Source organism: Rhizobium sp. 62_C5_N11_2, assembly GCF_051811185.1.
In the GTDB taxonomy this organism is placed as follows: Bacteria; Pseudomonadota; Alphaproteobacteria; order Rhizobiales; family Rhizobiaceae; genus Rhizobium; species Rhizobium leguminosarum.
On sequence record NZ_JBPWPW010000001.1, the window covers coordinates 2,627,226 to 2,649,119 of the forward strand.

Sequence of the window (21,894 nt, forward strand, 5' to 3'; positions counted from 1 at the left end):
TGGAGTGGGATGGCGGCGCGCAAGGCGCTTGCGAAGCGCAGGCCCAAACTTTAGAGCCTTTCCGCTTTTCCTCGCTTAGGTCGGCACCGGCTGCTCCACGCCGATCATTTCATCGGGATGTTGTCCCGGATCGGCTTTCTACAACGAAGCCAAAAGAAGGAGCTCCAAATGTCCGACGTGCGAATATTTCCATCGGGTGAGCGGCAGCGAAGCGGGACACCGACGACGGGTGAGCAAACGTTCCCCCAAGCCCGCCGCCGACGTAAAGGACACCGCCCTCCGCAAAAATATGGAACCGTGTCGTCCGCCATCGGTTGACCAGATGTCCACCTCAAACATGGAGCCGAAAATGAGCAAGACCAACGTTCGTGAACTCCAGAAACGCGCCGAACGGCAGGTGAGGAACACCAGCGCCGGCGGCCATCTCGGCGGGACATATTTCGGGCAGCAACCAGACGGAAAAACCGCCTCGTCGACCAACAACGACAGCGCCAAGGCGCGCCCGAACAACGGAAGCAAATAAGCGCCGCGGGCCTCACCGCACCTAAGTGAAGAATTCTCCTGCGCCCAGGGATCTGGGCGCCTCCCCTGCTCGCGACGTCCACCTCGCTATTGATCGGCGACGCCTCCGCGCTAGCTTCTGCTCGCGGCCGAGCGGCCGCGGGGGATACGATCTTTGGGCGAAGGCGGAGGGCGACGTGGCATTCTATTCGATTGACGATGCGATCCGGGAACTTGCACCGGCTCTCGACAAGGCGCCGGCGGGCGCGGTCAGCGGCGAATGGACAGCCACCACGATGCAGGCAGGGCATTCCTCCCGGACGGGCGGCTACCGCGATGCCGAGGGAAACTATGTCCCTGAGGCCTCCAGGCATCCGCTCGATATCATCTCTGATGTCGTTGAAAAGCTCGGTGCATCAGGGATGCCCCGCTTCAACAAGGTGATAATCCGCTGGAGGAAGCCGAAGTTCCCCTTCATGCGGGGAGAGATCACGCTCGAAACGAGTTATGACCGGACGATCGTGCCGCGCGGCCCCGACGACCCGATCTACGAAACCGCTGCCGCTACGCGGCGCGTCTTCTGGCAGAGCCGCGGCACAGTCCAGGAGGATTTTGCCGCAGAGCGCGGAACGGCCAACATTCACGCCCAGACGAAATGGTTCGGCCCGCACCGCCGGATCCTCGCCATCCATGCGCCGGGAAGGCTGACGCTTGCCACCGACGGGCTGTCGACCCCCTGGGCCGGCATATCTGAGCCTGAGAACGGCGTCGAATGCGAGCTTTTCATGGAACTCGACGCCGCGACACTGGATGCGGCCGGGATCGAAAACTGGGCGAACCTGTTGATCAACATCGGCGACCTCGTGGCAGACGGTTATCGTGTGGCCCGCGATGTCGAGAAGCACGGCGCCATCCTGTTCTGCCGGCTGACCGAGGATTACCGCCCGATGACCCGGATCGTACTCAGCCGTGACGCAGGCCGGATCGACGGCCTGCCTTTCGGCTCCACGCCGCTGATCCTGGCAACGCCGATCAAGGAAGCCGAAATCGAGGGGCAGGACCTTTCCGACGACTGGGGCGCTGCGGCCGCCCGCAACGCCCTGGCCAAACATGGGGATTGATTGATGTCGCCGATGCCGGACGGTTGTCGTCCGACCGGCGCGATCTTGCGCTATTCCTGGATGTCGGGCTCGACAACCCTGGCGAGGTTTCGCAGCGACTCCTGCCAGCCGAGATAACAAGCCTCGGGCGGAATGACGTCGGGCACGCCTGCCTGTACGATATCCACCTCGGTGCCGACCGAAACCTTCTTCAGCGTCACGGTGACTTCCATTTCGCCCGGCAGGTTGGGATCGTCGAACCTGTCGGTGTAGCGCAGACGTTCGCCCGGGACGAGCTCGAGATATTCGCCGCCGAAGGCGTGGCTGTTGCCCGTCGTGAAGTTGCGGAAGGACATTCTGAACGTGCCGCCGACAACCGGCTCCGAATGGTGCACAGTGCAGAGGAAGCCGTTCGGCGGAAGCCACTTGGCAAGCGCGTCCGCCTCCAGGAATGCGCGATAGACTTTCTCCGGGGTGGTCGCCAGAACGCGGTGCAGGCGTATGGTACTCGGCATGGTCGTGATCCTTTTTGGATTTACGGAATGGACGAACCTAGGACGGACGTGGCTTGGCCGATCCGACACCGGATCGAATTTTTCTTCAAGAAGAATTCGATCCGGCGTCGCGGCTCAACCAGGCATGCCATCGAACTGCGGAAGATCGAGCGGCCTTGCCCAGGCCAGCCGGCGCCGGGTGAACATTTCGACCCCCGGCTTGATCAACTCGGGCCGGTCGAGGCTGCCGAGCGTCACGAAGACGAGGCCGGGGAAGCTCTCGAGGTTGCTGCTGAATAACCTGGCGCCGCAATCGGGGCAAAAGTTGCGGTCGAGCCCTTTGCCTGAATCGGCGATGTAATGAAACGCTTTCGGGCTGCCGCTGATCACGGTGAAATCTTCCTGCGGCACGGCGAAGAACGTGGCGGCCTCGCCGCCCGTTGCCCTCTTGCAGTCCAGGCAATGGCAGTTGGCGACAAAGTTCGGGTCCGTGTCGAAGGCAAATCTTACTGCGCCGCAGGCGCATTGCCCGGTATATTTCCTGGTCATGTCAGATGCCTCCCATCCCGTGTTCGAACGTCGTGCGATTGGCACTCCACCGCCTCAGAGCGCCGTGCGTCCTTTATGACCCACAAAGGACGCCCTAACTCTTTCAATCCGCGCATCGGCCCGACAAGCGATTCCGATTTTCGGGCCGATGCGCAGGTGCCGCAGAGGTCGTCGAAACGCGCCTGCGGCCGGCGTTGGCACAAGCCGAATGAGGAGATCTCGCCCCCGGCCAGCAATTATGCCCAGGGGCTGAAGTGCTTAAGCCGCGGCCTGCTTTCCCAAGGCATCAAGCAGCGTGCGGGCGCCCTGTTTTGACGAGGCCGGGTTTTGGCCGGTGATCAGCAGGCCGTCCTGGACGACATGCACGCCCCAATCCGCCGTCTTTGAAAACTTTGCGCCCTGCTCTTTCAGGACGTCCTCGAGCAGGTAGGGAACGACCTCGACCAGGTGCATGGCCTCTTCTTCTGAATCGGTGAACCCCGTGACGGCCCGGCCCTTGGCGATGGGCTTTCCATCCGGCGCCTTCACATTCGTCAGGATACCGGGTGCATGGCAGACGAGCGCCACAGGCTTTCCCGCCGAAAGCATGTCCTCGATAAGCGACAGCGCATTGCGATCGTTCGTCAGATCCCAAAGCGGACCGTGCCCGCCGGGGAAGAACACGCTGTCATAGTCCGCCTGGTCGATTTCAGAAAGCTTGATGGTGTTTGCGAGCGCAGCCATTGCGGCCGCGTCTCGTTCAAACCGTCTCGTATCTTCCGTCTGGAACGCCGGCTCATTGCTCTTCAGATCGAGCGGAGGCTGGCCGCCCTTCGGCGAAGCGAGTGTAATATCGACCCCGGCGTCGCGGAAAACGAAATAAGGAGCAGCAAGCTCTTCGAGCCAGAATCCCGTCTTCTTGCCGGTGTTTCCCAACTGATCATGCGATGTGAGAACCATGAGAATTTTCATTGCTCAGCTCCTTCAAGCCGGCCGGCGGACAACGCCGTCGGCACCCGGATTTACGGTGAATACTGCCTGCAGATCTCATGCTGAAACGGGTGAGGACATAGAGCGGCGGCGCTGCGAAACAAGCTCTCCCGCGCAGCGTTTGCTAGAATTGCTTTAGCCGAAGCCTAACCAGACAAACGGAGGTCGCGCGCGACATCCGTTTGTCTGGGCTGAGCCGACCAAGACCCGCGCTGGAAAAGCGCAGCGTGAGACCCCGGGCTGACCGGCTCGCGCTGGAATTTCCCGCACCAGTCGACATGCCGGCGGTCACAAAACCGCCGCTCAATCGTCAGCAAATCGCCCCGTTACCGCCGCACCGTACCCTCTTCAAGGTTCCATCGTCGCGAGCTCGCCGGCCTTTGAGCGGCTGAGCGATCGACCGAGGCGGTCTTGCTGCCGATCAAATCATGCACTTGAAGAGGAATGAATATGATCAATCGTTACACATCTGTCGCAACATTGAGCACTGTGGTCTTCAGTCTGCTTGCTTTCAGCCCGGCATCCGCTGTCGACATGGCCCAGGCGCAACAGCAGCCGGCACAGGCGCAGCCGCCGGCTCAGGGCCAGACGCCGATGCAGGGACAGCAGGGCGGCACCGGTGCGACAGCAGCCGTCAGCGATCAGAAAATCGAGGCCTTCGCCGTTGCCTATCTGCAGGTCGACAAGGTGAGGCAGGAGTATTCGGCCAAGATCGGCGCGACGAAGGACGAGACTGCCAAGCAGCAGCTGCAGGAGGAGGCCAAGAAGCAGATGGTCGACACCGTCAAGGCTTCTCCCGACATCTCCGTCGAAGAATACTCGTCGATCCTGACGGCCGCCCAGAGCGACCCGGCTCTGGCCAAGAAAGTTCTGGAAAAAATCGGCACGCCACCGCCGGGCCAACAGCAGCAGCAGCAGCAGCAATAGGCTGCGCGCGGCGCTGTAAGTCGCCACGAAAAGGCAGCGGACGTCTTGCCGTTCACGCCGGAAGCAGTGCCCGCCATTTGACGGGCTCTGCTTTCCACCTAAGAAGTCGACGAAATGATCGGCTAGAACAGGATGATATTAGGCCGGGTCGGCCTAAAATCTGAATCCTGTTCTACATTATATAGTGAGAGCATGATTTCGTCCGAAAACCGCTCACACTTTTCGGCATCATGGTTTCGTTCAGTATTGCGAGCCGCTCTGGTTGTTCAGGTCGTGCCGTTCGGTGCCCGTCAGCGGCGGGTTGAAGATGCTGACCAGAATGAGATCCTGATCCTTGCCGCCGCGCAGATAATGGCGGTCATGCTTGTCCAGCACATAGATATCACCGGCGCGGATCGGAAAGACGTTGCCGTCCATATCCTCCACTTCGCCCTCGCCCTTAATGCAATAGCAGGCCTCCAGATGATTGCGGTACTGAAGCAGGGCTTCGCTATTGGCGCGAACGACGGTATGGCACACCGTAAAGCCCATGCCGTCGTCTTTGGTCAGCAAGCGGTGGCTCGTGCCGTTGCCCCAGTCGACGAAACGCTCGGTGAGCTCCACCTCCTTCAGATTTCTGACGAACATCGCCGATTCTCCTGATAAATTATTGAAGATGCAGCGATGATTCTTTTTTATCGCTCACGACAATTAGCTATTGAAATGGCTGGCATTTTCAAATGATGATTCTTGCGTCATCTGTGAGGAAATTTTACAAATGCAATTGCCGCCGTTGAACGCCCTGCGCGCTTTCGAAGCCACGGCCCGCCTGATGAGCCTTTCGAAAGCGGGCGACGAGCTGCACGTTACCCATGCGGCGATCAGCCATCAGATCAAGCATCTGGAGACCTGGCTCGGCCGCAAGCTGTTGCAGAAATCGGGCCGCGGTGTCGCGCTGACCGCAGCCGGCGGCGAATATTACCGCGCCGTGTCAGGATCGCTGGCGGCGATCGCGCATGCGACCGGCAACATGCGGCGCGATCACAACATGCGGGCCATCACCGTCGGCTGCATTCCCTCGATCGCCTCCCGCTGGCTCGTCCCGGCCCTGCCCTCCTTCCAGGAGAGCGACCCCGATCTCGACGTCAGGATCGTCTATGCACGCGCCGAAGAACGCTTCGACGACGAAAGCCTGGACGTGCTGATCACCATGGGCGAGGATCTGAGCGGCGGCAGGGAAAGCCGCCTGCTCTTCTCCCGCCGCAACCAGCCCGTCGCCAGCGGCCATTACCTTGCCAAACGAAACTGGACGATCGACGACGTCTCGCTCGCCGGCGCCGATCTGCTGCACGACGAATCCGCCGACGGCTGGAAGGAATGGTTCCGCAAGGCCGGCCAGAAAGCGCCGGAGCCGCTCCGGGGTCCGATATTCCAGGATTTCAACATGCTGGCGACGGCCGTAGTCGCCGGCCATGGCGTGGCGCTCTGCCCGGTCGAGGTGTTCCGCCGCGAGATCGAACGCGGCGATCTGCTGGTGCTTTCCGACATCGCGACGGCAGAAAACCAAGGCTATTACGTCATATCGAACAGCTGGGCGAAAAAGCCGGTGCGCCGCTTTATCGACTGGTTCATGACGGAGTGCGGATCGGGCGCGTGAGATCCCCTGCCGGCAATTTATCGAAGGGTCGCCGCCGAGACGATGGATGCAAATGGGTCGCGAAAATAAAGATGTGGCATAAGCCCATCCGTGAGCGAGTTGGGCCGAGGTTGGGGATTGTTAATCAGAAATGCCTAATGTAAATCTTGGCGTGCACAAGTTGTGTGGGAGCTAATTTGCTACAATATCTGGTTATGACATGAGACTAAGGAGGGCCTCGGACATGCAGAAAATTCGTGCGGCCCCCTCGGCGCTCGGACAAACAGAGGCGAGAGCTTCGAGCTCGATCGACCGGCTTTTGTTCTTTGACCGCGATTTCAATCCCGTCGAGAATTTGCTGGGCACTGAGCTGCCTGATTCTGTCAAACCAGCAGCGTCGTTTTGGGAACATTTTCCAGAATTGGACAAATCGGCGATCACACTCGCCCTCCGTTCATTGGGCGACAGTGCCCAGCCTTTGCAAATATCGGGGGATTTTGGCGCGCCAGCGTCGCACGGACTGACGATCTATCGGATCGGAGATCTGTTTGCCGTGGTTCGGTCCGAGGAATCTATCGACGATGAGCGGGCGACCCTTTTGCATCTGGCCACCCACGATCCGCTCACTGGACTGCCGAACCGACGCCAGTTCAGCGAGGACCTCGCTGTGTTGTTACGGGAGACCGCAGGCTCGAACGAGACTCTGTCCCTGATGCAACTCGATCTTGACGATTTCAAACCCGTTAACGACACGCTTGGGCATCCGGCCGGCGACAAGCTCCTTCAGCTGGCTGCAAGCCGCATTCAAGAGTGCCTTACCAGCGACGACAGAGCCTATCGACTGGCGGGTGACGAATTCACCGTCATATCAAGGGGCCCGGGACATCCCGCCAAAGGACACCAGCTAGCAGAAGCTTTGGTTGATGCATTCAAAAAGCCCTTCACGATAGATGGCATCGCGCTATTTGTGGGTGCCAGCATCGGCATATCTGCTGCTCCACCGGACGGTACAAATCCGGAGCAGCTGATGAAGGCGTCCGACGTCGCACTCTACGCCGCGAAGAAAGACGGACGCGGTCGCGCAAGACCGTTTGATCCCTCAATGCTTGAGTTGCTGGAACAACGCGAACTGCTGCGCCGCAGCCTTCGCATGGCCCTGGTCCAACAACAATTCTCTATCGAGTACCAACCCATCGCCGAGGGCGGCAGCATTGTCGGCTTCGAAGCCTTGCTCAGATGGAACCACCCTCTACTTGGAAAAATCCCACCAACGGCATTTATTCCGATGGCCGAGGCCGATGGAATCATGCCGGAAATAGGTGCATGGGTTTTGGAGCAGGCATGTCGCGAGGCAATGAAGTGGCCGCAGAACTACATCGTCGCGGTCAATGTGTCCGCGGCTGAATTCTTGACAAGCGGCCTCACTGATCGGGTATCCCAAACGCTAGACCTGATCGGGTTGCCGCCCGACCGTCTGGAGCTTGAGATAACCGAAAGCGTGCTCCTTGAGCGGACCGTCAACAATATCGACACCCTGAATACTCTCAACGTGCTAGGGATACGAATCTCGCTTGATGATTTCGGGACAGAATATTCTTCCTTGAGCTATCTGAAGACATTCCCTTTCGACACGATCAAAATCGACAAATACTTTATCACCGACCTCGAAAGCGATCTGAAAGGCCAGGCAATCGTCCGCTGCATCGTTAACCTCGCCCATGACCTCGACATGCAGGTGACAGCCGAAGGGGTTGAGACGCCAGGTCAGGCGGAATGGTTGCGCGGTGTGGGCTGCGATAGACTTCAAGGCTATTTGATTAGCAGGCCGCTTCCGGTCGAGGCGATTGGCGAGTTCATCACCCGGGCGGAAACATCCGTAAGACCCGCGCTACGACAGTGAACAACCGATTTTCGCCGCGCCTTTAGCTATCGCGTGCATCAACCTGACGCCCCAGGCAAACGAAAGGAGGGTGTATTGGAACAGGAAGCAGCTAGCTTCGATGACCATGCATTTGCGCCGATGGTATCGCTGGAACTGAACGTTGCGATGTTCAAATCCCGATGGCAGTTTTGCGACAGGATTACCGAATACCTCTCAGACATTCTCGGCCAAGGTCACAGCGATCCCGCTCGATATTCCAATTTTCTTTCCGTCGCGACGAATGAGCTCATTGAACTTGCTTTCCGTTCAACGAGCGAGCCAGGAAGGATAAGTTTCAGTCTCTATCGGAGCGCGACAATCAATCGGCTGAGAATTGTCTTTCCCGGCGAGGAAGCATTTGGCCGAAAGCACGCCAATGCAAGATCAAGTGAGCGCCAGCCGGTCCCCGGCGCCGGCTCTGGATACTTGGTGATGAAGTCCGACGGGACGGTTTTGCTCAGCGATTTGGCAGCAATATTCCGCGCCACGATCCGGATTGAGAAAGACGGCGGACAAGGGATACAGATCATAGCGGATTTCCCCTCGGCCGAGGACTTCCGATGAGCCTGCTCCCGCAGCCCTTCACTGTTCATTTTGATCCGACAAATCAGGAGCTGTTGCTGTCTGGCAAGATGCGACCGGAAAGCGCCACTGAGATTGCCGATGCCCTCAAGCTGGTGCAGCAAAGTTTGGAAAAATACAGCGGGATCGTTTACCTCAATGTCAAACGTCTGACGCACATTAACATGACTGCCTTCGTAACCCTGTCCGATGTCCTCGCGGCAAGCTGTCGGACCAGGCCAGAACGGAAGATCGTCATCATCACGTCGAGCGTGGTGGCATGGTCGACCTCTTTGTTCGAGACGCTGGCGGCATCACAACCAAACTTGTCGGTTGAAGTCTACGATTCGGCATTTTATCCGGGCCAGAGCTTTGTCGAGGACGAGACTTTCATCCCCATTCTGCGCACCCAGACGAAAATGACATGGAGGCACGAACGTGAACTGTTGCCTCGCCACGGCCTGCGCAGCGGTCTTGTCATCGCGGATATCTGTTGCGGAATTGGGGATTTCGCGGCCTTGGTTCAGAGGGAATTTAAACCGGCACGCCTTGTCGCGCTGGATCATTCCGTGCGCAGCCTCGAATATGCGCGCAGGGTCGCTGCCGACTTCGATCTACAGGGAATCGAGTACACCTATGGTGACGCCTCCCAAATGCTGCTGCGAGACAATCAATTTGACTTTGTGACCTGCCGACATTCGCTGCAGATTTTCAACCGTCCCGAGATGCTGCTGCGGGAGCTCTACCGCATCTGTAAGCCTGGCGGCCGTGTCTACATCACGAACGAAAAAAATTCGCATTGTCTCGGCGAACCACATGCTGAAACAATAAGATGGACTTACGAGGAAGTCGCCAAATTGTTCAGGTATTTCGACATGGATGTCGAGATGGGGCCGAAAAGCCGCCATCTCCTCGCTGACGCGGGGTTCGATAGTATCAAGGTCGATTCCTTTATGGTCACCAACCTTGACGGGGACCCCCAAGACTTCGCGGACATCATCGAAGCTTGGGAAAATGTCTATGCGGGTGAGATGGCCGTTCGACGGGGCGACTCGTTGGATTTTATTCGCAGGTTCCGGCAGGGATTCAAAGATCATGTCTTTGCTGCTCTTCACCCCAAGGGTTATGCAGGCTGGCCGATCTGGGCAGCCTCCGGCCGAAAGCCGCTATGATGGACGAGAGATCATTGAAGAGACCGACAAGACTAGGCTCATTTCGGGCAAAATTCATCTTGGTCGTCGGTGGAGCAGTCCTCTTTGACTTGCTGGTCAGCGGCGGGCTGGCACTTTGGAACGTTCAGAGGCTGTCGCGCGACGCAACCCTCGAAGTCGGACAGGGCCTTGAAGCGGCAAACCAAGAATACATTCGTACATATGCTGATTCCACCGCAGCCCAGGTGAGTTTGCTCCTGCGGCAGGTTCATAACGACGTCAGCACCTTGGCAGGTGTGCTCCAGGCGCAGATCGACGATCCCGAGCGTAATTCCGACGTCGGCGCGGCGATCGCTCGCACATCGCCCAGCAGCGTCAGCCTTGCTTACGATCAGACGGGAAAGTGGTCTCAGAACGCTCCGGGCTCCGTCTCGGTTGTCAGCGTCTGGAGTTACTTGCTCGGACAAGACCACAACCCAAGGTCTGACGTCCAGACCGATATCCAGACGAGCGCGGTTCTGGACCTTGTTGCACCGAGCCTGCTGCAGCACGGTGCTTCAAAGCTGCAGATGTATTACATCGGATCGAAAGAACGACCAATCTTCCGGACAGCGCCCTATACCGACCAGGCTCAAACCTTCGACCGCCTTTATCCGGGTCACAACGAGGCCAATTTCTGGGACTTCTTTTTTCCTGGACTTTATGAGTCCTGGCAGGGCTGGGCCAAGGATATGAAAACGCGGCCGGTCGCGGACGATATAACGCAGACAGCTCCATATACCGATGCCATTACCGGGAAACTGATCGTCAGTTTCTTTCATCCATTATGGACAGCCGACAGGAAGGATGTCGCCGGGACGGCTGGCGCGGACATAACACTCGACCAGCTCGCACAGACTGTTGAAAATGTGAAAGTGGCCCAGTCCGGCTTTGGATTCCTCGCAATGTCCGACGGAAACGTTGTGGCGATCAACAGCACAGGCGAAAAAACGCTCGGTCTGCGTTCTGCGAGCGATGCAAGCGGAACCGGCGTGACCGGATTGGAGCGCTCCCTGAAGGGAAGCTCCCAGCCTGCCATAGCGAAACTGGCCCTTGACCGCGAACAGGGCATCCAACATTTGCTGTTGCAGCAGGACGGCAACCAGGTCCCCTACATCTTTATCGTGAAGAAGCTCCCCGCGACCAATCTCTGGCTCAGCGGCCCGGTTCGGCAAGAGGCAATGTCTCTTGGAGTGGTTGTGCCTGAACGAGAAATCGAGGCCTCCCTCTATGCGGCCCAGGCCAAGATTTCAGACGCTACGAATCGGATCGTGCTCTACCAAATTCTAGCGATCTTAATGTCGCTGCTTATTGTAACGATCGCGGTATTTGCGGCTTCGAAACGAATAACGGGCGGAATCAGTGCGCTTGCAGATGCCGCCAGACGGATACAAGCGAAGGACTATTCGGTCAGGGTGGCCATATCAAGTAAAGATGAGGTCGGCGAGGCTGGGGAAGCATTCAACCGGATGGCTGAGCAGATCAGCTATCACACCGAAAATCTCGAACAACTCGTCGAAGAGCGAACCGCTCAAATCGAAGATGCAAAGGAAGAGATTTCGACACTGAACGCACAGCTCCAGCGAGAAAATCGACGTCTCGGAACAGAGCTCGCCGTCGCCGAAAGAATCCAGCTCATGGTTCTTCCGCTGCATCAGGAGCTTGAGGAGTTTCAGGCCCTCGAGATCGCAGCTTATATGAGACCGGCGGAAGAAGTCGGCGGCGATTATTATGACGTCTTGAAGAGCGGAAACCGATTGAAGATCGGCATCGGCGACGTCACCGGACACGGGCTCGAAAGCGGCGTATTGATGTTGATGGTTCAGTCCGTCGCCCGCGCCCTGCAGGAAGCCGGAAACACCGATGCAGTCAAATTTCTCACAGACCTGAACAGCGCCCTGTTTAAAAACATAGTGAGGACTAAAATCGATAAGCATCTCACTCTGGCGTTTCTTGACTACGACGGAAAAGAGATGATCCTGTCGGGACAACACGAGGAAGTTGTCATCGTGCGGGCGAACGGCAAGGTCGAGCGCATAGACACCATGGATCTGGGCATACCGATCGGGCTGGAAGCCGATATTTCTGCCTTCATTAAAACCCGTGAAATAGCGTTCGAGAAGGGGGACGTCATACTCCTGCATACGGACGGCGTGACAGAAGCCGAAAACGACGCGGGAGAACTGTTTGGCATCGAACGTCTGTGCCGCGAAGCACTTCGCCTGAAGGATCAGAGCGCTGAGAAAGTCGTTTCCGGAATTGTAGCGACATTAATGCTCTTTATCGGATCGCAGAAGATTTACGACGACATCACGCTTCTCGCAGTGCGACATAGGTGAGATATGACGCCAACGGTATATGGTATCGAATCTCTGGTGGGCATAAGCCTGGATTCATGCACTCGCCTTACGTTAAGCGATGGACCGCTTCAGCTTGGATGGAAGCACTCAGGAATGACCTCGGACTTCATAGCGGAAGTCATGGCTCTGCCCTATTCACGGTCAAGGAAAGACTACGTGCAGGCGCATCATGACATCGGATATCTGAGCAATGAGTTGATCGAAAATGCCGTTAAGTTTCGACAGCCTGGGGAGATCCTAATTGAAGCCGGCATATTCGACGGAACCTTTTTAATAAGGGTCAAGAACACGATCGATGGCGTGACATCATCTCGGTTTCAGCTACTGCTGCATCGCCTTCAATCGAAGGACCCTGGGGAACTTCTTCTTGAGCAAATCGAAACCAATGCCATATCGGCAGCAAGCGGTTCGGGCTTGGGGTTGCTCACCCTTTTGAGCGACTATGACGCAAAAATGGCATGGGCATTCGAAGGGAATAATGACCGGCATATCATACTGACGACGACTGCGGCTGTGGCGATGCCACCCTCCTCCAATCTGTGAGCGAAGAATGGAAATCAGCGACGAAAACTTCCGCGTATGGGCTGAGAAAAACGAAGTGTATTTCGATGGCGTATTCAGGCTGGCCGGACCGGACGCCTATGCGCCGATTTACTCATTGGTATTCGGCCTGCTCCACGAGGGGCACAAACAGGTGACGTTCAACCTGACGGGTCTCGAATTCCTCAATTCCTCTGGCATAAATCTCTTGGCTAAGCTGACTATTGAAGCCAGAAAGATGGGCGACCTCCTGCTCGTTGTCAAAGGCACCAACCAATATCCTTGGCAAGCGAAGTCCCTCCCGAATCTCAAGAAGTTACACCCGCTTCTCGATTTGCGCTTGGCGTGATTCTCTTTCGGAGGATAGCCAATTCACACCTCGACGCTCCGTCATAAATCGAAGCCAACGCCAAGAGCTGCCGAATTTGAGCAGTATCCTTGGCTCTTCGCCAGCCCCCGCAGCGCCAGCCCGTGGTGATGGCGCTCCGCGTCGACCCACGCTTGGCAACCCTCAGACGCTGCTGAGGAGGAGACTGGTCTCGCTGTTTGCGACACCGTCGATCATGCGCACCGTAAGCATACGGTGAAGGCCGCTGGTCACGCCGCTTGAGCGTCGATGGTCGGCGGTGTCCAGTTCCATGGAAGCAGTTGCTCCAACCTGGTGATCGGAGTGTCGGCTATGCGGGCGAGGATGTCGGCAAGCCACGCCTGCGGATCAATGTCGTTGAGCTTTGCCGTTTATGCCGACCGGCGAACTATGCCGAGTGCGTCTTCTGGCAGGAACGGCAAACCGTGCGTTCCGAGCCAGTTTGGCGGGTCGCCGTTGTTTGGCACTCGGCATAGTTCTCATGCTCAGAGGGTGTTCAGGAATTCCAGAAGCCGGTCGCTTGGTCGAAATCGCTCGGCCTTGGCGCCTTCGTACGGCTTCAGCTTTGCGAGTGCAGATTCCTTCAGTTCGAGATGCGCATGAAGATAGGTCAACGTCGTTTCCATCGCTTCATGGCCCAACCACAGGGCAATGACGGAGCAGTCGACGCCCGCCTGCAGCAACTCCATGGCAGCAGAGTGCCGCAAGACATGGGGCGACACCCGCTTTGAGCGAAGGGAGACGCAGTGCTCACGTGCTTTGGCGACATATTTGTTCAGCAGTGCCTGCACGCCGTCGGCGCTGAGCCTGCCACCGTGCGTATTCGGAAAGAGGGCTGTTGAGCCTCGCTTCCCTGGTTCCTTGAGCCAATAACGGAGGGCTTGCTGTGCAACCTTTGTGAGCGGCGTACTTCGCTCTTTGCGGCCCTTGCCGATGCATTGCACATGCGCACCGCGGCCGAGCATTACCGAATCTCGGTCAAGGTCGATGATCTCCGAGACCCGCAGCCCCGTTTGGGCGGCCAGTAACAGCAGAGTGTAGTCGCGGCGTCCCAGCCACGTGCTTCGATCCGTGCAGTCCAGGATCGCTTCAATCTCGGGCCTAGTTAGAAACTGAAGCTGCCGCTTGTCACATCGCTTGCTGGGGATCGCGAGCACACGCTGAATGTGGGCGCTATGTGCCGGCTCCTCGAACGCCGCATATCGGAAGAAAGAGCGGATGGCTGTAAGGCGGAGATTCCGGGTCCGCACCGAGGCGGATCTCTTCGTCTCAAGATCCTCCAGGAATGCGCCGATGAAGGGAGCGTCCAAATCCCGCAGCGTCAACTCCGATGGGGATCTCCCAAGGCGCGTCTGTGCGAACGCAAACAGGAGCCTGAAGGTGTCGCGATAGGAGGCGATGGTGTTAGAACTTACACCTCGATGCTTCATGAGCCGATCTGTGAACCACCGCTCGATCAGCACGGCCAGGTCTTTCGTGCGTCTCATGACCGTACCTCCCAGCGCTTATTCAATCGCCGTACGGCATGGTTCATCAGTTCCGGCGTGGCGGACAGATACCAATAGGTGTCGCGAACATTCGCATGGCCGAGGAAGGTCGAGAGAACCGGCAGCTCGCGTTCCACATCTTCGCCGGCGCGATGCCAGTTGATCAGGGTCTGGACGGCGAAACGGTGACGAAGATCATGAATCCGTGGGCCATCTCGTTTCCCCTCCTGCCGTAATCCGATTTGCCGAGATAGTCGCCAGAACACGCGGTGCACGTATTGATGCAGCAATCTGCCGCCCTGTTCGGCGACGAAGAAATAGGGACTACGCGGCGTACCAAGGTGTGCATCGCGTCGGGCGGCATAGCCTGAAAGGACAGCAATTGTCGTGGCATGCAGCGGCACCAGCCGTGACTTGCCAAACTTTGTCTCTCGGATGGTGAGGACGCCCTGGTCGAGATCTACATCGGCCCGGAGCAGGCTGAGCGCTTCGGAATGGCGCAGTCCGGCGACCGCTATCAGCCCGAACAGGCAGTGATATGTCCAGCGCCGCAGGGCGTTGGCCGGCGGCAACGACAGTGCTGCCGCCAGAAGTGCCTGAATCTCGACCTCACTATAGATGTAGGGTTTTGTCCGCCGTGCCGGCGCCACAGCGTCGCTCGGTGGCACTTCCGTCAAAGGATCGAAATGACTGAGGTGCTGGGCAAAGCAGCGCACATCAGCCAGTCGGATTGACCAACTCGGCTGCCGGCCCATCGAGGTGACCCACTCCATTGCCAGGTCCGCCGTGATGGTCTCGGCGCCGCGGGCTTCCATGAAAGCGACGAACTCCGACAATCGTTTTGCCGGACCGTCATATTTGTATCCCAGCCCTTGGCGCATGCCGATGTAGCGCTCAAGCGCGGTGCGAAGCCGGCTCATTGGACACCTCCCGGCCAGGGTAGGCTCAGTTCCCGCAGCTTCTCAATATCGAGCTTTGCATAGATTCTTGTACTGTCGATGCTTCGATGGCGGAGCAGTTGACCGATCTCGGCAAAGCTGGCGCCCGACCGCAAAAGGTCGGTCGCAAGGCTGTGGCGGAAAAGATGGGCACCGTGATGCGCATAGCCGTCAATGCCTGCCCGTTCGAGTGCCTGCTTCGCGATCATCGTGATGGCGCAGCCGGAGGCAAAGCCCACATGCGGCGCAAGTGTTCGCAAGAAGACTCGCCGACATGCCGAAGCTGGGCGCCCATGCCGGATATAAGCGACGATCGCTGTTCCGACGTCGTGACGCAGCGGCATAGTCGCTTGTCGTCGTCCCTTTCCGTGTACGAGGATCGTGCCCGACTGCCAGTCGATATCGTCAAGATTGAGGGTGGCCACTTCGCTGGCGCGCAAACCGAGCTTGGCGAGGATCATCAGAACCGCATAGTCCCGACGACCCATTGCCGTCGTCCGATCGCAGGCATCGAGAACCTTCTGGACTTTCTCGGGCGGCAGGAAGGTTGGAAGGCCGGCAAGTCGCCAGCGGCGGATGGACGGCACACAGTCAGCGAGCGGCGTCGAGATGAAGCCCTTCAGATGCAAATAGCGCAGGAAAGCACGCACAACCCCGCACATGGCTTTGCCACTGTCGGCGGAACCGTCGAGCGCATGTCGCTCGACATAACCGATAACGATCTCCGGGGTGAGCGCTGCAAACTCGTCTGCGCCGAAAGGACACACCTCCCGGAGAAATCGAAGCGACAGAAGCTTGTGGCTCCCCACTGTCGCGGCGGCGAGCCCTCTCTCATTCGAGAGATATTGCCCGAATACATCGACGATCATCTCGTGCTCACTGCGCTGAATCGGAAGCGCGGCTGGTATTAAGCCTTTCTCCCGTAACGCCAAAAGCAAGCGGCGGAGCGCCGATCGATCGCCCGAGTCGGGCTTCCAGTGTTTGAAACGATGCTCAAGAAAGCGGTCGGCGTGAACCTCATTCAAATCCTGCGGAGCATGTCCATTGCCAACATGCCAGTCCATCAGATCCCGAAACAGGCTCAGCGACCGCCACGTGCATTGCCGCCCCAAACCTTCGTTCGACATTTTGGCGGCGTAAACGCCCGCAAACTCCCGATACGGACCGTAGACCAGCTTCCGGTATAGGGCGCTGCGATTCAAATAGTCAGTTGCGTTCATGTGTCCTCTCCTTCGCGACAATTGCGACGGAGAGACCCTAAGCTATGCCGACTAGGCGGCCGCTATGGTGCTGGAAACGTTGGCAAAAAGTTGATTAATCGGCATAGTTCGCCGGTCGGCATAAACCGCCTTATGCCGCGCGCGGCATAAGGCAGTCATGATCAGCGTAGCCATGAAGGCGGCACGGTCAGCGCCACGATCCGATCCGGCGAATAGCCATGATTTCCTGCCAAGTGCGAAGCCTCTGAGCGCGCGCTCGGCGGCATTGTTGGTCAGGCAAATCCTGCCGTCGTCCAGGAATGACGTGAAGCCATCCCAACGCTTGAGCATGTAGTCGATCGCCTCTGCGACCGGAGAACTGCGCGACAGTTTTGCACGCTCGGTTTGAAGCCAAGCCTGGAGATCGTCGACGAGCGGCAGGCTGTCTCTGCGGCGTCGGTCCAGGCGTTGACCGGCGGCAAGCCCGTTTATATCCCGCTCGATATCGAACAGGGCGTCGATCCGTTTGACGGCTTCCAGCGCCATGGGCGAGATCGGCGCAGCGTTCTTTCCACGCTTGGCATTCGCCGCGATGTCGGCGAGCACGAAGAACTTACGTCTCGAATGTGACCAGCAAAACGCCTGCCTTAGCGGATTTGGATCGCGATCAACCTTGAACAGCGGATTATAGCCGCCATAGGCATCCGCCTGCAGAATGCCGGTGAAGGTCTTCAGATGGCGTTCCGGATGCTCCTGTCGCCGGTCCCGCGATGCATAATACAGCGCGGCCGGCGGTGAGAGCCCGCCGAATGGTCGGTCATCCCGGACATAGGTCCATATGCGACCGGTATCGGTCTTTCCCCTCGCCAAGATCGGCACTGTCGTGTCGTCGCCATGAAGCCGCCCGGCGGCCAGAACGTGCGCTTCGATCAGTGAATGGATAGGCTTCAAAGCCGCGGCGCATGCTCCGACCTGGTCGGCCAATGTCGATAAGCTGAGGTCGATGCCCTCGCGGGCATAGCGTTCGCTTTGGCGATTGAGCGGCTGGTGCTGGGCGAACTTCTCAAACAGGATCATCGCCAGCAGGTTCGGCCCGGCAAAACCGCGGGGCGTCACATGGAAGGGTGCTGGTGTCTGGGTGATCTTCTCACACTCGCGGCAGGTAAACTTCTCCCGCACCGTCTGGATAACCTTCCACTGGCGCGGGACGACCTCCAGGGTCTCGGTGATATCCTCACCGAGTTTCGACAGTTTGGTCGACCCGCAGCAGGCGCAATTCGTGGGAGCAGCGATGACGATGCGCTCGCGCGGCAGGTGTTCTGGAAAGGGTTTGCGTGAAGGACGCTTGCGCTCAAAGGCTTTGACGGCTGAAGCTTTGGCTGCGATCTCCGCGACCAGTTCATCTTCACCGGCATTTGCTTCTAGCTCCTCGAGCTGCAGCTCCATCTGCTCAAGGAGCCGCGCCTTACGCTCGGACCGGCTGCCGTAGAGTTCGCGGCGAACCTTGTCGATCTCCAGCTTCAGCCGCGCGATCAGCGCCTCGGAATGTGATACGAGTGCCTTTGCACTGGCGGCTTCTGCCTTGGCAGTTGCTGCTTCAGCCTCGGCTGCAACACGCCGAGCACGTTCCTTGGCCAGCAGTGCAAGCGCACTGGTAAGGTCGTCCGGAAGCTCTTCGGTCGCATTGCTCATGACAGGATGGAATCATATTCGACCCTGTCATTCCAGTGTTTTTGCTTATCCGGCCGACGTCGGCCGCCAGGTCTTTTGCGGCATCCGCCAGTCGATGCCTTCCAGTAAATAACCGAGCTGCGCGGGCGTGATCACCACCGTGCCATCGGCTGCCGAGGGCCAGATGAAGCGTCCCCGTTCTAACTTCTTTGTAAACAGACAGGCTCCCTGGCCGTCATGCCAGATCACCTTGATCAGACCGCCACCGCGGCCGCGGAATACGAACAGGTGCCCACACATCGGGTCACGCTTCAGCGCCTCCTGCACCATCAACGATAGACCCGGAAAGCCCTTTCGCATGTCCGTATGGCCTGTCGCCAGCCAGACCTTTACACCAGTAGGGACCGGGATCATCGACGACCCAGCACGCAATCGAGAATGCGCCCAAGCGCTTCCGTGTCGATATCGCTATCCACGCGTACGCGTCTGCCCCGACCCAGCTCAATCGTTACATCGCTGCGTTTGCGACGAGGATGGGATGTGGTGGGCGGTTCCGTTTGAACGGGAGAGACTGCCGGCGCGGTCTCGGACACGATCACCGGCACCAACGTGGTTGCCGTCTCGGTCTTCAGCTCCTCGATCCGGCACAGCTCCTTGCGCCAACGGAACAACTGGCTGACATGGATACCGGCCGCGCGAGCAATCTCAGAGATAACCGCGTCCGGCTCAAAGCAGGCAGCGACGAGGCGCTCTTTGTCCTCGCGTGACCAGCGCCGACGGCGCTCTACGGACGTGATCACCTCAATTGGATGCTTCGTCATATGACTACTCCTAGCGTTACCACTAGGACTGCCAGTCAGTAGCCCGTCATCGCAAGACGGCTTTCACCGTGGGCTTACTGCGCACCTCGCGTAGAACCCGGTCGAAGTCGGCAAGGCTTGCGGCCCGGATATCGGCGACAAGGTCCCAGTTGCCGTTGGTCGTGTGCAGCGCTGAAATCTCCGTCAGGCCACGGAGCTTTCGTATGACCTGGGTCGTCGATTTGCCGACAACCTCGACCATCATCACGGCACGCACGGCGTTGACGTCGTAGTCCTCCCGCACCCGAACGGTGAAGCCGAGCAGCGTACCCGTCTCCATCAGGCGGTCCAGCCGGTTCTGAACTGTGCCGCGCGCGACACCGAGTGCATCGGAAAGCTTGCTCAAGGAAGCGCGCCCATCGGCGCGGAGGTGAGCGATAATCCGGCGATCCAGATCGTCGGGTGCGTATTTCGCGATGGTCATATTGCCTCCTTGCTAAATTCGCGCAAATGAACTGAACGAATTGCACAATTTACTGCCAGAATTAGCACAGATTTGAACTTTCGGCCAACATGCAGGACAGTTAGTCTTTCTCCTCGAGCATATGCAGGAGGAACTCAGCATGTCGTCGCCCCTTCCATCGGAAAAAGCTCTCGTACCCTTCGTCAGCGTCGAGAACATGATGCGTCTTGTCCACCACATCGGCATCGAAACCGTTTTGACCGAACTTACCGACGTCATCGAGGCGGATTTCCGCCGCTGGGGATCGTTCGACAAAACCCCGCGCGTTGCCTCTCACTCCGGCGAAGGTGTGATCGAGCTGATGCCGACTTCGGACGGCGAAATCTACAGCTTCAAATATGTAAACGGCCATCCGAAGAACATGGCGCAAGGCCTGCAAACCGTGACGGCTTTCGGCCTCCTGGCAGAAGTTTCGACCGGCTATCCGGTGCTGCTCACCGAAATGACCCTGCTGACAGCGCTGAGAACCGCCGCAACTTCAGCCATGGCCGCGCGGCACCTCGCACCCAAGGGTGCCCGCACGATGGCCATGATCGGCAATGGCGCCCAGGCGGAATTCCAGGCGCTTGCGATGAAAGCCGTTTGCGGCATCGATCACATCAGGCTCTACGACATCGATCCGCTGGCGACGGAAAAGATGGTCCGCAACCTTGCAGGCACGGGGCTGACGGTGACCGCCTGCAGCTCGTCCCAATCGGCTATCGAAAATGCCGATATCATTACGACCTGCACCGCCGACAAGCAGTACGCGACGATCCTGACCGACAACATGGTTGGCTCCGGCGTCCACATCAATGCCATCGGCGGCGACTGCCCGGGCAAGACCGAGCTGCATCGCGACATCCTGTTGCGCGCCGACACCTTTGTCGAATATCCGCCACAGACCCGCGTCGAGGGCGAGATCCAGCAGATGGATGCCGACTATCCTGTCACCGAATTCTGGCAGGTTGTGACGGGACAGGCGACCGGTCGCGGCGATGCCAGTCAAATCACCCTATTCGACAGCGTCGGTTTCGCGATCGAGGATTTTTCCGCTCTTCGTTATGTCCGTGACAGGCTCAGGGGGACCGGGCTTTACCAGGACCTCGATATCATCGCCGATCCGGACGATCCGCGCGACCTGTTCGGCATGTTGCAGCGAGCAAAGCAGGCATAGGAGCGCGACGATGCCAAGACACGTCACATATTCCGTCCAGGCGCCCTCTGCAGTCGTCATGGTCCGGCCGCACCACTTCACCGTGAATACCGAGACCGCCATCGACAACCTGTTCCAGTCCAGCCCGGATACGACGGAAGACCTTTCACTGGCGGCCTATGACGAAATCACCCGGGCGGCCGATGTGCTCAGAAGCCATGGCGTGAACGTGCATCTTTTCGACGACACCGGTACCGAGACACCGGATTCGGTCTTTCCCAACAACTGGTTTTCCACCCATGCCGGCGGTCATGTGGCGATCTATCCGATGAAGGCCGTCAGTCGCCGGCGCGAGCGGCGCAGTGACGTCATCGAAATGCTGAAGAGCCAGTATCGGGTGCAGGAGGTGATCGACTATTCCGGCCTCGAGCCGGACGGACTGTTTCTCGAGGGCACCGGCGCCATGGTTCTCGATCACATCGATCGGGTGGCCTATGCCGTCCGCTCCGACCGCACCGATCCAATCGCGCTGGAACGCTTCTCGACCCACTTCAACTTCGAGCCGATGGTATTCGACGCGCGGGATGGAAACGGCGTCGCCGTTTATCATACCAATGTCCTGATGTGCATCGCCACCGACTTCGCCATGATCGGACTGGAGATGATGACCGATGCAGCAAGACGGCGGGAGGTCGTCCTAAGACTGGAGCGCTCCGGCCGCAGCGTCATCGCACTCACCAACGATCAGATCGCCTCCTTCGCCGGCAACGCTCTCGAACTCCAGGGAAATGCGGGGCGTATCCTTGCGCTCTCGACCACGGCGTTTGCATCCCTGAGCCGAGATCAACGCAACACGATCGAAGAAAGCGCCGAACTGGTCGCGCTTGATATCCCGACCATCGAACGCGCCGGTGGATCGGTCCGCTGCACGCTCGCAGGCATCCATCTGACGCCGCGATGATTGCGTGCTGACGGTGGAATATTGCGACTGCCGTTTAACACTCTCGTGAAACTCAGCGAGGCATCTTGTATGAAGTCGACATCCTT

The 21,894-nt window shown here is 58.4% G+C and carries 23 protein-coding genes and 2 pseudogenes; 12 read left to right on the plus strand and 13 right to left on the minus strand.

Going from position 1 to position 21,894, the window contains the following annotated elements:
* Positions 1 to 349: 349 nt before the first annotated feature.
* Together AB8B31_RS13255 and AB8B31_RS13260 are read left to right on the plus strand one after the other, a co-directional pair.
* Positions 350 to 523, plus strand: coding sequence for a hypothetical protein (locus AB8B31_RS13255; protein ID WP_018446286.1), 174 nt, complete (start codon positions 350 to 352; stop codon positions 521 to 523).
* 175 nt (positions 524 to 698) lie between these two features.
* Entirely contained in the window at positions 699 to 1,622 is a 924-nt protein-coding gene (locus tag AB8B31_RS13260; RefSeq protein WP_130652676.1) for a hypothetical protein, read from the plus strand.
* 50 nt (positions 1,623 to 1,672) lie between these two features.
* Here AB8B31_RS13260 and AB8B31_RS13265 read toward each other — a convergent pair whose 3' ends face one another.
* The 3 genes from AB8B31_RS13265 to AB8B31_RS13275 all read right to left on the minus strand — a co-directional run bounded on the left by AB8B31_RS13265 (position 1,673) and on the right by AB8B31_RS13275 (position 3,595).
* Entirely contained in the window at positions 1,673 to 2,116 is a 444-nt protein-coding gene (locus AB8B31_RS13265) for an SRPBCC family protein (protein ID WP_018242667.1), read from the minus strand.
* A 114-nt stretch (positions 2,117 to 2,230) separates the two neighbouring features.
* A complete protein-coding gene (locus tag AB8B31_RS13270; RefSeq protein ID WP_047623313.1) occupies positions 2,231 to 2,644 on the minus strand; it encodes a GFA family protein in 414 nt (137 codons plus the stop codon).
* Positions 2,645 to 2,902: 258 nt separating this feature from the next.
* On the minus strand, positions 2,903 to 3,595 hold the full coding sequence (locus AB8B31_RS13275; RefSeq protein WP_439007445.1) for a type 1 glutamine amidotransferase domain-containing protein: 693 nt from the start codon (positions 3,593 to 3,595) through the stop codon (positions 2,903 to 2,905).
* A gap of 462 nt (positions 3,596 to 4,057) precedes the next feature.
* On the opposite strand from AB8B31_RS13275, the gene AB8B31_RS13280 reads away from it, so the two are divergent.
* The gene (locus AB8B31_RS13280) at positions 4,058 to 4,540 is read left to right on the plus strand and encodes a DUF4168 domain-containing protein (RefSeq protein WP_130652678.1); all 483 of its coding nucleotides are present in this window, start codon (positions 4,058 to 4,060) and stop codon (positions 4,538 to 4,540) included.
* Positions 4,541 to 4,780: 240 nt separating this feature from the next.
* Here AB8B31_RS13280 and AB8B31_RS13285 read toward each other — a convergent pair whose 3' ends face one another.
* Positions 4,781 to 5,167, minus strand: a complete 387-nt coding sequence (locus tag AB8B31_RS13285) for an ectoine synthase (RefSeq protein WP_130652679.1) — start codon at positions 5,165 to 5,167, stop codon at positions 4,781 to 4,783.
* A 130-nt stretch (positions 5,168 to 5,297) separates the two neighbouring features.
* Between AB8B31_RS13285 and AB8B31_RS13290 the strand changes: the two genes are divergently transcribed.
* From AB8B31_RS13290 to AB8B31_RS13320, 7 genes are all read left to right on the plus strand, one after another.
* A complete protein-coding gene (locus AB8B31_RS13290; RefSeq protein WP_047623316.1) occupies positions 5,298 to 6,176 on the plus strand; it encodes a LysR substrate-binding domain-containing protein in 879 nt (292 codons plus the stop codon).
* A 223-nt stretch (positions 6,177 to 6,399) separates the two neighbouring features.
* Positions 6,400 to 8,055 carry a putative bifunctional diguanylate cyclase/phosphodiesterase gene (locus AB8B31_RS13295; RefSeq protein ID WP_130652680.1) on the plus strand — a complete coding sequence of 552 codons (1,656 nt, stop codon included), beginning with the start codon at positions 6,400 to 6,402 and terminating at the stop codon, positions 8,053 to 8,055.
* 75 nt (positions 8,056 to 8,130) lie between these two features.
* Complete coding sequence (locus AB8B31_RS13300; protein WP_018242674.1) at positions 8,131 to 8,640, plus strand: hypothetical protein; 510 nt, start codon at positions 8,131 to 8,133, stop codon at positions 8,638 to 8,640.
* Positions 8,637 to 9,809 carry a class I SAM-dependent methyltransferase gene (locus tag AB8B31_RS13305; protein WP_018242675.1) on the plus strand — a complete coding sequence of 391 codons (1,173 nt, stop codon included), beginning with the start codon at positions 8,637 to 8,639 and terminating at the stop codon, positions 9,807 to 9,809. Before AB8B31_RS13300 ends, AB8B31_RS13305 begins: the two co-directional genes overlap by 4 nt.
* Positions 9,806 to 12,166, plus strand: a complete 2,361-nt coding sequence (locus AB8B31_RS13310; RefSeq protein ID WP_130652681.1) for a SpoIIE family protein phosphatase — start codon at positions 9,806 to 9,808, stop codon at positions 12,164 to 12,166. The genes AB8B31_RS13305 and AB8B31_RS13310 overlap by 4 nt, the downstream gene beginning before the upstream one ends.
* Positions 12,167 to 12,169: 3 nt before the next feature.
* On the plus strand, positions 12,170 to 12,730 hold the full coding sequence (locus AB8B31_RS13315) for a slr1658 superfamily regulator (RefSeq protein WP_018242677.1): 561 nt from the start codon (positions 12,170 to 12,172) through the stop codon (positions 12,728 to 12,730).
* A gap of 7 nt (positions 12,731 to 12,737) precedes the next feature.
* Positions 12,738 to 13,076, plus strand: a complete 339-nt coding sequence (locus tag AB8B31_RS13320) for a slr1659 superfamily regulator (RefSeq protein ID WP_003560625.1) — start codon at positions 12,738 to 12,740, stop codon at positions 13,074 to 13,076.
* A gap of 162 nt (positions 13,077 to 13,238) precedes the next feature.
* Here AB8B31_RS13320 and AB8B31_RS13325 read toward each other — a convergent pair whose 3' ends face one another.
* The 9 genes and pseudogenes from AB8B31_RS13325 to AB8B31_RS13365 form a co-directional block, all read right to left on the minus strand.
* Complete coding sequence (locus AB8B31_RS13325; RefSeq protein WP_439007449.1) at positions 13,239 to 13,367, minus strand: hypothetical protein; 129 nt, start codon at positions 13,365 to 13,367, stop codon at positions 13,239 to 13,241.
* Positions 13,325 to 13,465, minus strand: a pseudogene (locus AB8B31_RS13330) (transposase domain-containing protein); the annotation flags it as partial. The gene AB8B31_RS13325 and the pseudogene AB8B31_RS13330, both read right to left, overlap by 43 nt.
* A gap of 114 nt (positions 13,466 to 13,579) precedes the next feature.
* On the minus strand, positions 13,580 to 14,581 hold the full coding sequence (locus AB8B31_RS13335; RefSeq protein WP_096772358.1) for a tyrosine-type recombinase/integrase: 1,002 nt from the start codon (positions 14,579 to 14,581) through the stop codon (positions 13,580 to 13,582).
* A complete protein-coding gene (locus AB8B31_RS13340) occupies positions 14,578 to 15,501 on the minus strand; it encodes a tyrosine-type recombinase/integrase (RefSeq protein WP_086083856.1) in 924 nt (307 codons plus the stop codon). The genes AB8B31_RS13335 and AB8B31_RS13340 overlap by 4 nt, the downstream gene beginning before the upstream one ends.
* Positions 15,498 to 16,739, minus strand: a complete 1,242-nt coding sequence (locus AB8B31_RS13345; protein ID WP_096772357.1) for a site-specific integrase — start codon at positions 16,737 to 16,739, stop codon at positions 15,498 to 15,500. The genes AB8B31_RS13340 and AB8B31_RS13345 overlap by 4 nt, the downstream gene beginning before the upstream one ends.
* A gap of 150 nt (positions 16,740 to 16,889) precedes the next feature.
* A pseudogene (gene tnpC / locus AB8B31_RS13350) lies at positions 16,890 to 18,410 on the minus strand (IS66 family transposase); the annotation flags it as partial.
* Between the two features lie 45 nt (positions 18,411 to 18,455).
* Complete coding sequence (gene tnpB / locus AB8B31_RS13355; protein WP_018241646.1) at positions 18,456 to 18,803, minus strand: IS66 family insertion sequence element accessory protein TnpB; 348 nt, start codon at positions 18,801 to 18,803, stop codon at positions 18,456 to 18,458.
* Complete coding sequence (gene tnpA, locus AB8B31_RS13360; RefSeq protein WP_018241647.1) at positions 18,800 to 19,210, minus strand: IS66-like element accessory protein TnpA; 411 nt, start codon at positions 19,208 to 19,210, stop codon at positions 18,800 to 18,802. Before tnpA ends, tnpB begins: the two co-directional genes overlap by 4 nt.
* Before the next feature lie 46 nt (positions 19,211 to 19,256).
* Positions 19,257 to 19,673 carry an Lrp/AsnC family transcriptional regulator gene (locus AB8B31_RS13365; protein WP_131703009.1) on the minus strand — a complete coding sequence of 139 codons (417 nt, stop codon included), beginning with the start codon at positions 19,671 to 19,673 and terminating at the stop codon, positions 19,257 to 19,259.
* A 139-nt stretch (positions 19,674 to 19,812) separates the two neighbouring features.
* Here AB8B31_RS13365 and AB8B31_RS13370 point away from each other — a divergent pair, with 139 nt between their 5' ends.
* Positions 19,813 to 20,868, plus strand: coding sequence for an ornithine cyclodeaminase (locus AB8B31_RS13370; protein WP_130652682.1), 1,056 nt, complete (start codon positions 19,813 to 19,815; stop codon positions 20,866 to 20,868).
* Between the two features lie 10 nt (positions 20,869 to 20,878).
* Entirely contained in the window at positions 20,879 to 21,808 is a 930-nt protein-coding gene (gene ctlX / locus AB8B31_RS13375) for a citrulline utilization hydrolase CtlX (RefSeq protein WP_130652683.1), read from the plus strand.
* Positions 21,809 to 21,894: the final 86 nt, after the last annotated feature.

Excerpts from the sequence above, each read along its gene's own strand:
- AB8B31_RS13255 (WP_018446286.1), top strand. The coding sequence starts at position 350 with ATGAGCAAGACCAACGTTCGTGAACTCCAGAAACGCGCCGAACGGCAG.
- AB8B31_RS13285 (WP_130652679.1), bottom strand. The coding sequence starts at position 5,167 with ATGTTCGTCAGAAATCTGAAGGAGGTGGAGCTCACCGAGCGTTTCGTC.
- AB8B31_RS13315 (WP_018242677.1), top strand. The coding sequence starts at position 12,170 with ATGACGCCAACGGTATATGGTATCGAATCTCTGGTGGGCATAAGCCTG.
- AB8B31_RS13335 (WP_096772358.1), bottom strand. The coding sequence starts at position 14,581 with ATGAGACGCACGAAAGACCTGGCCGTGCTGATCGAGCGGTGGTTCACA.
- tnpB (WP_018241646.1), bottom strand. The coding sequence starts at position 18,803 with ATGATCCCGGTCCCTACTGGTGTAAAGGTCTGGCTGGCGACAGGCCAT.
- AB8B31_RS13320 (WP_003560625.1), top strand. The coding sequence starts at position 12,738 with ATGGAAATCAGCGACGAAAACTTCCGCGTATGGGCTGAGAAAAACGAA.
- AB8B31_RS13305 (WP_018242675.1), top strand. The coding sequence starts at position 8,637 with ATGAGCCTGCTCCCGCAGCCCTTCACTGTTCATTTTGATCCGACAAAT.
- AB8B31_RS13325 (WP_439007449.1), bottom strand. The coding sequence starts at position 13,367 with ATGGAACTGGACACCGCCGACCATCGACGCTCAAGCGGCGTGACCAGC.
- AB8B31_RS13270 (WP_047623313.1), bottom strand. The coding sequence starts at position 2,644 with ATGACCAGGAAATATACCGGGCAATGCGCCTGCGGCGCAGTAAGATTT.
- ctlX (WP_130652683.1), top strand. The coding sequence starts at position 20,879 with ATGCCAAGACACGTCACATATTCCGTCCAGGCGCCCTCTGCAGTCGTC.
- AB8B31_RS13370 (WP_130652682.1), top strand. The coding sequence starts at position 19,813 with ATGTCGTCGCCCCTTCCATCGGAAAAAGCTCTCGTACCCTTCGTCAGC.
- AB8B31_RS13340 (WP_086083856.1), bottom strand. The coding sequence starts at position 15,501 with ATGAGCCGGCTTCGCACCGCGCTTGAGCGCTACATCGGCATGCGCCAA.
- AB8B31_RS13295 (WP_130652680.1), top strand. The coding sequence starts at position 6,400 with ATGCAGAAAATTCGTGCGGCCCCCTCGGCGCTCGGACAAACAGAGGCG.
- AB8B31_RS13310 (WP_130652681.1), top strand. The coding sequence starts at position 9,806 with ATGATGGACGAGAGATCATTGAAGAGACCGACAAGACTAGGCTCATTT.
- AB8B31_RS13280 (WP_130652678.1), top strand. The coding sequence starts at position 4,058 with ATGAATATGATCAATCGTTACACATCTGTCGCAACATTGAGCACTGTG.
- AB8B31_RS13290 (WP_047623316.1), top strand. The coding sequence starts at position 5,298 with ATGCAATTGCCGCCGTTGAACGCCCTGCGCGCTTTCGAAGCCACGGCC.
- AB8B31_RS13265 (WP_018242667.1), bottom strand. The coding sequence starts at position 2,116 with ATGCCGAGTACCATACGCCTGCACCGCGTTCTGGCGACCACCCCGGAG.
- AB8B31_RS13275 (WP_439007445.1), bottom strand. The coding sequence starts at position 3,595 with ATGAAAATTCTCATGGTTCTCACATCGCATGATCAGTTGGGAAACACC.
- AB8B31_RS13345 (WP_096772357.1), bottom strand. The coding sequence starts at position 16,739 with ATGAACGCAACTGACTATTTGAATCGCAGCGCCCTATACCGGAAGCTG.
- AB8B31_RS13365 (WP_131703009.1), bottom strand. The coding sequence starts at position 19,673 with ATGACCATCGCGAAATACGCACCCGACGATCTGGATCGCCGGATTATC.
- tnpA (WP_018241647.1), bottom strand. The coding sequence starts at position 19,210 with ATGACGAAGCATCCAATTGAGGTGATCACGTCCGTAGAGCGCCGTCGG.